We start from the raw sequence: 8521 nt of genomic DNA, 5'->3' as shown, positions 1-8521 counted from the left end.
CGCGTCGCCCAGCAACTCAACGCCCGACCACGCAAAACCCTCGGCTGGAACACTCCCGCAGAGCAACTTCGTGATTTACTGATAGCCAGCTGACCACGGGTGTTGCATCGACCCCTAGAATCCGCCAGGGGCAGGTCTTGCAAGTCGTTGATGTCGTTGATCGCGGCGGGATCGACTCCCAACGCGCCACACTGGGCACGGTAGAAGCCGTTACAGGCCTGGTGGTAGATCGCGGCGTCGCGTAGGACGTCGGTGACCGACTGTGCCCAGTCCTCAGGGGACTGGACGTGTGCCTTGGACACATTCCCCAGCATCTGCGGTAACGAGAGCATTTGTGTCACTCCTCGGTGGGTGCGAATTTATGAATTGGTTGGGCCGCCGGGTCAGCCGTACCTGCGCAGCTCGGAAAAGAAGTCCTCGACCACCCGGAGCTGGCCGCTGCTGGCAAGTTCGTCGTAGACGTACTTGCCCACCGCCAGGTCGAGCACGCCCAGGCCGAACGGCGAGAACACCACGGGGCGGTCGTCCGCAGGCGAGACCCTGCCTTCCATGACGTCGGCCAAAGTGCCGTCCACGAAGCCCCGGTGGCCGACCTTCTGCTCCACGAGGTGGGCCGACGTCCCGGCTTTCAAGCAGTGGTCGACGTCGTCGAGGATGTTGGTTGACGCCATCAAGATCTCCGGGGCCAAGTCGCGCAAGGACACGTGCAGCACCAGCGGGTTGTGCGCGAACCACGTCGTGTCGTGCACGTGCGGCTCACCTGCCACCGTGGCGAACACTACGAGGTCGCTGTTCCGGATCAGCTGCTCGGGGCCATCGTGCAGGGTCACCCGGGCTTGGGTGCCGCTGCGTTCGAGATAGCCTTTGAAACCCTCCGCGCTCTCGCCCGAGAGGTCGAACACCCCGATCTCGTCGAAGGACCAGTCGGTCGCATGCAGGAAGGTGTGGATGTAGCGGGCGATGAGCCCCACGCCGAAGAACCCGATGCGTCTGGGACGCCGCCGGCCTCGGCTGAGCCAGTCCGCAGCCGCTGCGGCCGATGCAGCCGTCCTGGAGGCGCTGATAATGGAGCTCTCCATGCACGCGAAGGGGTAGCCCGTTGCCCGGTCGTTGAGGATCAACACCGCTGAGGCGCGCGGTATCCCGGACGCGACGTTTTCCGGGAAGCTGGAGACCCACTTGATGCCGTCGACCTCCACCTGTCCGCCGACCGAGGCGGGCAGGGCGATGATGCGCGAGGAGGGCCGGTCCGGGAAGCGCAGGAAGTAGGACGGGGGGTTCACCGAGTCTCCGGCCGCGTGCGTCCGGTAGGTCTGCTCGACAAGCTCGACGACCTGCTTTTCCTGGCCCCTGAGCACCTCCTGCACTTGGGCTCCGGAGATGACCGCAAAGGGGGGAACCGTCTTCGGCTCCGCTGCGGCTGTCACTGGGGATGTGGCGAATTCTGTCATCGTGCACCGTCCTGGGTGTGGGTATCGAGATCGAATGCATTGCGTGGCTCGGCCATGCCAACGAGGATCTCCCGTGGGCCCTCGTACGCCTCGCGGCTGTGGGCCATGCGGACGTTGTCGACGAGCATGAGGTCCCCGGTCTCCCACGGCGTTCGCAGCGTGTGGGCCTCGTAGACCTCGTTCAAGAGGGCGATGATGTCCTCGCCGATCGGCTCGCCGTTGCCGAAGCGGGTGTTGAACGGCAGCCCGTCGGAACCGTAGACGTCCACCAGATACTCCCTGATCTCGGGCGCGATGGTCCATTCGCTCAAGAACGCTACCTGATTGAACCAGCAGCGCTCGCCGGTTACCGGGTGCCGGACAACGGCAGGGCGGCGTTGCCGGGTGCGGAGCTCCCCGTCGGGCTGCCACTCGAATTCGATCGCGTGGGCCCGGCAGTAGTCCTCGACGGCAGCGCGGTCGGCGACCCCGAACGCCTCTTCGTAGGTGGCTCCGATGTCCTCGTTGTAGCTGCGGGCGAGGAGCCACCCTTCGCTTTCGAACCGCTGGACGATGTCCGCCGGTATGGCGTCGAGCACCGAGCGGGCGTCCGCGATGCCGGTCACGCCACCGACGCCGGGTGCCTGGAGGCAGGCGAAGAGCATCAGGCCGGGGAACTCAAGCGCGTAGCTGACCTCGTGGTGCATGCACATAGGCTGGTTCGCGGGCCAGGTGAGCGACGAGTACACGCCGTCCAGGTAGGGCTGCCGGGTGGCGAAGGCCTCCCGGTCCGGCATGAGGCCGCCCGGGACCAGCCGCTGGTAGACCTCGGCCACCTGGGCGGGATCACTGAGGCCCACCCCGCGGACCAAGACGGCGCCGTTCTCATCCACCGCTGCGCGCAGCGCCTCGCGGTTCTCTTCGGCCCACTGCACGGGGTTGTGGGCGTCCTCGACGGCGAGCATCGGTGCCCGGCCGGCTTGGCGTTCCACATCGAGCTGAATCCTGGGTGAGGGATACGACATCATAGGTCCTTTCGTTTCACGGGTAGCGGGTTGGAGTGACTTATCGGTCTCCGAGACATGGAGGCGGGCTCTGCCGCGGTTTCCGCTGGCGTGGGCGCGGGCCGTTCGGCAGCATCCTCCAGGGACGAAGCCTCGAGTAGGATCGCCAGGTCCGCGAGGACGGGCGTCTGCATGATGTCCTTGATCGACACCGCGCGCTTGAGCAAGACGGCGAGCTTCACCGCGGATAGGGAGGTGCCGCCCAGCGCAAAGAACGAGTCCTGCCCGCCGATCCGACCCGCCGGTATGCCGAGGACGCTCGCCCATGCCTCAGCCAGCCGCTGCTCGGTGGCCGTGAGCGACTCCGTGGGAGTGCCAGCCTCGGGGACGGCCTCCCGCGCCATGCGGGTCAAGACCTTCCTGTCGATCTTCCCGTTGCTGGTCAGGGGCAGGCTCTCCTGCCATCTGTACGCCGACGGAACCATGTAGCCCGGAACCCGCGAGGCCATTTCGGTGTGGATCTCGTCGACTTCGAGCGGCCGGTCGCCAGAGTAGAACGCCACCAGGAACTTGGACTGCCCGCCGCCCTCGCCAACGACGACGGCGCCGTCGCGGACACCGGGAACCCGCAACAGCGCGTTCTCGATGTCGCCGATCTCGATGCGGAACCCGGAGATCTTGACTTGGTTGTCTCGCCGGCCGAGGTACTCCAGCTTGCCGTCCGGTGACCAGCGTCCATAGTCGCCAGCTCGGTAGAGCCGCGCGCCGTCGACGTAGGGGTCGGTGGAGTAGGCCTGTGCAGTGCGCTCCGGGTCATTGATGTAACCGCGGCCCACGCACACCCCGGAAAAAGCGATCTCGCCCGGCGCTCCGAGCGGCACGAGCCGCTGCCGCTCGTCGAGGATGTGGATCCGGACGTTCGGGATCGGCGGACCCAGCGGCACGGAGCCGCCAGTGGGCGCTGCGCTCATCACCTCGTGGTTCGTGTCGTCCGAGGTCTCCGTCAGTCCGTAGGCATTGACCAGCTTGACGTTCGGCATTACGTCGAACCAGCGGCGGACCAACTCGCGTTTCAGGGCCTCCCCGGTCGCCGAGACGCAGCGGAGGTGTGGCAGGGTGCGGGGTTTGCCGGCCAGGTACGCGACCACCGCGTCCAGATACGACGGCACGACCTGGAAGACCGCCACCGTGCCCCGTTCCACCGTGTCAACGAACCGCTCGACGTCGAGAATGCGGTCCTGCTCGACGATGAGTGTGCGGCCGCCGACGAGCAGGGCCGAGACCAGTTGCCACAGCGAGATGTCGAAGCACTGCGGAGCGCTCTGGGCGACGACGTCGCCGGGGCGGACTCCCAGGTCCTCGATCTTGGCGTACAGGTGGTTCACCATCCCGTCGTGCTCGCACATCGCGCCCTTCGGCTCGCCCGTGGAGCCGGAGGTGAAGTAGACGTAGGCGAGTTGGTCTGGACGCACCTCCACGTCGAGATCGTCGGCGGCGTGCCCCTCGGCCTCGATGTCTTCGAAGAGGAGCCTGGTGACCGAGGGTATCCCCTCGAGTGCTTCGTCCAGCGAGGCGGTGCTGCCTTCCTCGGTCAGCGCCATCCGGCTCCCGGCCCGGGTGAGTGTTCTGGCGATCCGGTCGGCGGGGAAGTGCGGTTCGATCGGTAAGTACGCGCCTCCGGCCTTGAGGATGCCGATGACCGCGGCCATCCACTCCAGGTCCCGTTTGGCGACGACCGCCACGATGTCCTCCGCCTGCAGGCCATGCGCCAGCAGGGCGCGGGCCAGCCGGTTGGCGCGGGCATTCAACTCTGCGTACGTCCACTCCCGCGTGTCTTGCGTTGCGGCGATGCGTTCGGGGTGAAGCCGGACGCGCTCCTCGAACAGCCGATGGAAGCGTCGTCGGGGCCGGGGCCGCTCGGGTCCGGCCAGCTGCTCGAGCTGGAAGCGGCGCTCGTCCGGATCGACCAGGTCGGCATCGGCTGGCTCCGCTTCGGGGTCGGCGACCAGGTGGCAGAGCGCGGCCAGGTGGTAGCCGGCGATCCTGAGAGCGGCATCGTCGTCGAGGACGTCCCGCCGGTACCGCAGCCGGAGCACTTCGCCCCCGGCGATGGTCCGGAGGGTAACTCCGAGGACGATGCCCTCCGGCAGTTCTGCATCGTCGCCGTCAAGCGCGCCAAACACCACCTCGTACCCCGGAGATGCGGCCTCGTGACGGTCCTCCCCGCGGCGGGCCTGCTCGGTGTCGACAGGGACAGAGCCGGCCCGAACCTGCCGGTGCTGTACCGCGGATACCAAGCCCCGCCAGGACGGGTGGCCCAGATCGAGGTTGCATCGCCAGGTCCCCGCCGAGTCCACGCATCCGGTGGCGATCTCCGTCTCGCCGGATAAGGCCTGCAGTACTCGCGCGTGGGCCGCCAGCCAGAGCGAGCCGGGCGTCGTGTGCAAGGCACGGGCCGTCAACTTCACGGAGGTGCGCAGGTCCTTGGGAACCGCCACCTCGATCTGCTCCTGGCCGGACTGGGGCTCCAGAGTCCACCTGGGAATCGCCGTTGGGGCGACTGGCGGAAGGGCAGGCCGGCTGGTTGCCGGATCGGAGGAATGGTTGGCGACGGTGCGGCAGGTCAGCGCAGAGGTGGTGGTCATGATACGGGCCTTTCCAGTGCGGCGGGGGACGTGGCGGCGGTTCGGGCCTCTTCGGCCGGGTTGCCACCCCACAGGGATCCCGAGGTGAGGGTCGTCCCCTTCATTACGAAGGAGTCGGCAGCGACGACGGCACCGTCTTCGACGGTCACGCCGTAATGGACAAAGGCCCCGACGCCAAGCGTGACGTCGTCGCCGACGACGTTGTGGTCGGACTTGAACATTCCGTCCTCTTGGGAGTGGGATTGAACCGTGGTGCCGACGTTCAGCGTGCAGCGGGAGCCGATCGTCACCAGGGTCCGCTCGATGATTCCGCAGCCGTCGTCGAAGACACGGGCCCCGATCCGCACCCCCAACAGACGCCAAACCAGCGGCTTGAACGGCGTACCGTTGAGGAGGCCTGCGTAGCGGCTCTGCAGCGACATCTTCCAGTACCGCTCGTGCCACCAGAAGTAGGGGTTATAGATGGAGCAGAGCTGGGGCTGAAGCGGCCTCAGTCCCGTGGCGAGGCGCTCGATGCCGACGGGGACCAGCAGGCCGACAAAGAGCATCACGACGAACGCCCCGCTGAGGGCAAGGAAACCAAATTGGTCGGACAGTTCGAGGGCGGCGAACATTATCACCAAGGCAAGCGACGTGTTGAGCCACCGCGTAAGCATCAGGAGGGCCATGGTGTGGCGGTTGTGCTTGTTCTTGGCCGCAAGGTCCCGGCGGAAGTGGGATCGTCCGACATGCTCCTCGGGAAGGGCATCCCGCAGGACCGAGCGGGGAATCTCAAACGCAGGCGATCCGAGCAGACCCACGTCCTGGCGCACCGGTCCCTCGATGGGGACCATCACCTTTGTTGCGAGCAGGCAGTTGTCTCCGGTCTTGGCCCCGGCCGGGTAGAGAACGGCGTTACCAAGGAAGTTGTGCGCTCCGATTGACGCCTCACTGACCTTGAACGATGTCGCCGAGTAGTCGGTGTTCATGAAAGACACCGCGTCGGCAATCATCGTCCCGCTGCCGATCGTCGAAAGGAACGGGTTATCGTGCTTGAACATCGTTCCCAGGTTCGAGCCGGTCTGCTGAACCTGCGGCTGCTTGTACCCAATCGCCCGCACGTAGTTGACGACGTATGAGCTGTCGCCAAACAACCCTCCAAGCATGGGACTGTTGGTCAGTCTCGCCACCGCCCGCGCCGCCGCGTCCCGAAGCCCGAACAGCGGATACACCCTATCGGGCTTCACAGCGAGTTGGAGCACCCGCGGCACGGTCGTGATAACGACCAACGCCATGACTGTTCCGCCGAAGATGGCCAGACCGGCATAGGTAATTGCGTCGGCGTAGAAGACCCAGTCAGTGAACGCGAACGGCTGCACTTCCAGCAGCGCCGCTACCCGCGGTTGCGCCAGGACGACCAGCGCGATCACCAGGCTGATCATGGTGCGGCCCAGCCCAAGGGTGGAAACGAGTTGGGATATGGCGAACCATCCCCGCCGCCAAGGCCGGTAGGGCGTCGCCTCGACCCCGCTGTAGTCCACATCGGTGCGCCTGCCCGGCGAACCGTGCCAACGCTCGCCCCCGGGCACGACTTGGCCTGTGTACAAAGTGGAGCGGTGGGCCAACTGCGAGCCGTCTCCCATTCCCGTGTCGATGTCCAGGACACTGCCCTCTCCGACGATTACGTCCCGGCCCAGCGTCAGCGCACCCAACTGGATGACGCCGCCATGGGCGCGGTAGCCGTTGAGTACCGCGTCCTTGCGGATCACCGTCCCCTCCCCGATCGTGAGCAGGTCGGTGCAGACCGGCAGGCGATTGGTCAGGATCATCACGTTGCGGCCCACTTTCGCGCCCATGGCCCGCAGGTAGAAGGTCGTCAGCGGGGAACCGGTCATCAGTGAGAGTGGGGAGGTTCGCATCAGGGTTTTGACCAGCCAAAACCGAAAGTATGCGAGGCTCCAGATGCGGATCTCCCGGGGCCGGAAGCGCCCGATGATGATCCACTTCGCGGCCACCGGCAGGATGCACAGCAGCACGAAAGTCGCCGCGGAGAAAGCGATCGACCGCAGGTAGATTTCACCAAAGCTCATCCCGTGGCCCAGCCAGTGGTGGTTGCCCGGCCCCGCCTCCGGGAAGATCCACTGATACCCCACGACCGCGAGCCAGCCGGCGAGGAGGCAGTAGCCGACGTAAACGAGCGCTTGCAGGGCGCCGCAGGTGACGTACTCCCACGTCCGCGCGTCGATGGGCCGCGGCGTCTCCGGCACGGACGCCAGAGCCGGTGAGGGCTCCCGCCGCTGGTGTTGCTGCGAAGTGCCTTGCAGGGCTGCGGCGAGGGCGGAGATGTTTGGGCTGCCGTAGACGTCCTTCATGGACACCATGGGCAGGTCCGGCTGCTTGCGTACCCGGGCGCAGAACTTGGCCATCACCAGCGAGTCCGCGCCCAGATCTTGGAAAAAGTCGCTGTCCACCGGAACATTGTCAATGCCGAGCACTCCGCCCAGCACCTCGGCCAGCCGGCCCTGCACTGGTGACGTCGCCGGTTTCGCTGGCGCCAGAGCCGCGGCCAGGGCCGCGATCGTTGAGTGCTGGTAGATGTCCTTGATGGAGACCGCCGGCAGGTCCGGCTGCTTGCGAACGCGGGCGCAGAACTTGGCCATCACCAGCGAGTCAGCGCCGAGGTCTTGGAAAAAGTCGCTGTCCGCCGGGACATGGTCAATGCCCAGCGCGCCGGCCAGCACCTCCGCCAACTGGTCCTGCACCTGCACCTGCGCCGTCGCCTCTTCCGCTGGTGCCAGGGCCGCGGCCAGCGCCGAGATTGATGGGTGCTGGTAGATGTCCTTGATCGACACGGCTGGCAGGTCCGGCTGCTTGCGCGCCCGCGCGCAGAATTGCGCCATGACCAGCGAATCGGCGCCCAGGTCGTGGAAGAAGTTGGCCTCCACCGGCACGTGCTCGACGCCCAGTACGCCGGCCAGCACCTCCGCCAACTGGTCCTGCACCTGCACCTGCGCCGTCGCCGATGCCTCTTTCGCCGGCGCCAGGGCCGCGGCCAGCGCCGAGATTGATGGGTGCTGGTAGATGTCCTTGATCGACACGGCTGGCAGGTCCGGCTGTTTGCGCACGCGGGCGCAAAACTGTGCCATGACCAGTGAGTCCGCGCCTAATTCGAGGAAGAAGTTGGCGTCTACCGGGACATCGTCCTTCTTCACCACTGATGCGAGAAGATCCGCCAGGCGGCGCTCCAGAGCAACGACCGCACTCGTGGCCGGAGTTGCTGGAGAGCCGTTCCCGGCCTGAGCCGCGGATGCCGCGGGGTTCGTCGGAATTGTCGGAGGTAACTATTCAGGTAGTGGTTGGAGTCCGAGTGGTGGGCAGCGGATTTGGCCGGTGGTGAAGCGGCCGGTGGGTTCGTCGAGTTGGATGACGGCGCTTTGACCGGCCCAGCCGGTAACGGTGCCGG

4 protein-coding genes are annotated in these 8521 nt (G+C 66.4%); all 4 read right to left on the bottom strand.

The window, feature by feature from the left end:
• Positions 1–383: 383 nt before the first annotated feature.
• From sbnB to HGO92_RS22660, 4 genes are read right to left on the bottom strand one after another with little or no spacing between them, the layout of a single operon-like run.
• Positions 384–1451 (bottom strand): 2,3-diaminopropionate biosynthesis protein SbnB, encoded by a 1068-nt coding sequence (gene sbnB / locus HGO92_RS22675; RefSeq protein ID WP_169998895.1) that lies wholly within the window; start codon positions 1449–1451, stop codon positions 384–386.
• A complete protein-coding gene (locus HGO92_RS22670; protein ID WP_169998899.1) occupies positions 1448–2455 on the bottom strand; it encodes a TauD/TfdA family dioxygenase in 1008 nt (335 codons plus the stop codon). The genes sbnB and HGO92_RS22670 overlap by 4 nt, the downstream gene beginning before the upstream one ends.
• Positions 2455–5079: a non-ribosomal peptide synthetase gene (locus HGO92_RS22665; RefSeq protein ID WP_169998893.1), complete on the bottom strand. Its 2625-nt coding sequence runs from the start codon at positions 5077–5079 to the stop codon at positions 2455–2457. Before HGO92_RS22665 ends, HGO92_RS22670 begins: the two co-directional genes overlap by 1 nt.
• Positions 5076–8294: a Pls/PosA family non-ribosomal peptide synthetase gene (locus HGO92_RS22660; protein WP_277351957.1), complete on the bottom strand. Its 3219-nt coding sequence runs from the start codon at positions 8292–8294 to the stop codon at positions 5076–5078. Before HGO92_RS22660 ends, HGO92_RS22665 begins: the two co-directional genes overlap by 4 nt.
• Between the last annotated feature and the right edge of the window lie 227 nt (positions 8295–8521).

Source organism: Crystallibacter degradans (genome assembly GCF_012952295.1).
Lineage (GTDB): Bacteria > Actinomycetota > Actinomycetes > Actinomycetales > Micrococcaceae > Crystallibacter > Crystallibacter degradans.
This window is presented reverse-complemented; position numbering and strand designations above follow the sequence as displayed.

Coding starts and splice junctions, on each gene's coding strand:
- HGO92_RS22665 (WP_169998893.1), bottom strand. CDS start 5,079: ATGACCACCACCTCTGCGCTGACCTGCCGCACCGTCGCCAACCATTCC.
- sbnB (WP_169998895.1), bottom strand. CDS start 1,451: ATGACAGAATTCGCCACATCCCCAGTGACAGCCGCAGCGGAGCCGAAG.
- HGO92_RS22670 (WP_169998899.1), bottom strand. CDS start 2,455: ATGTCGTATCCCTCACCCAGGATTCAGCTCGATGTGGAACGCCAAGCC.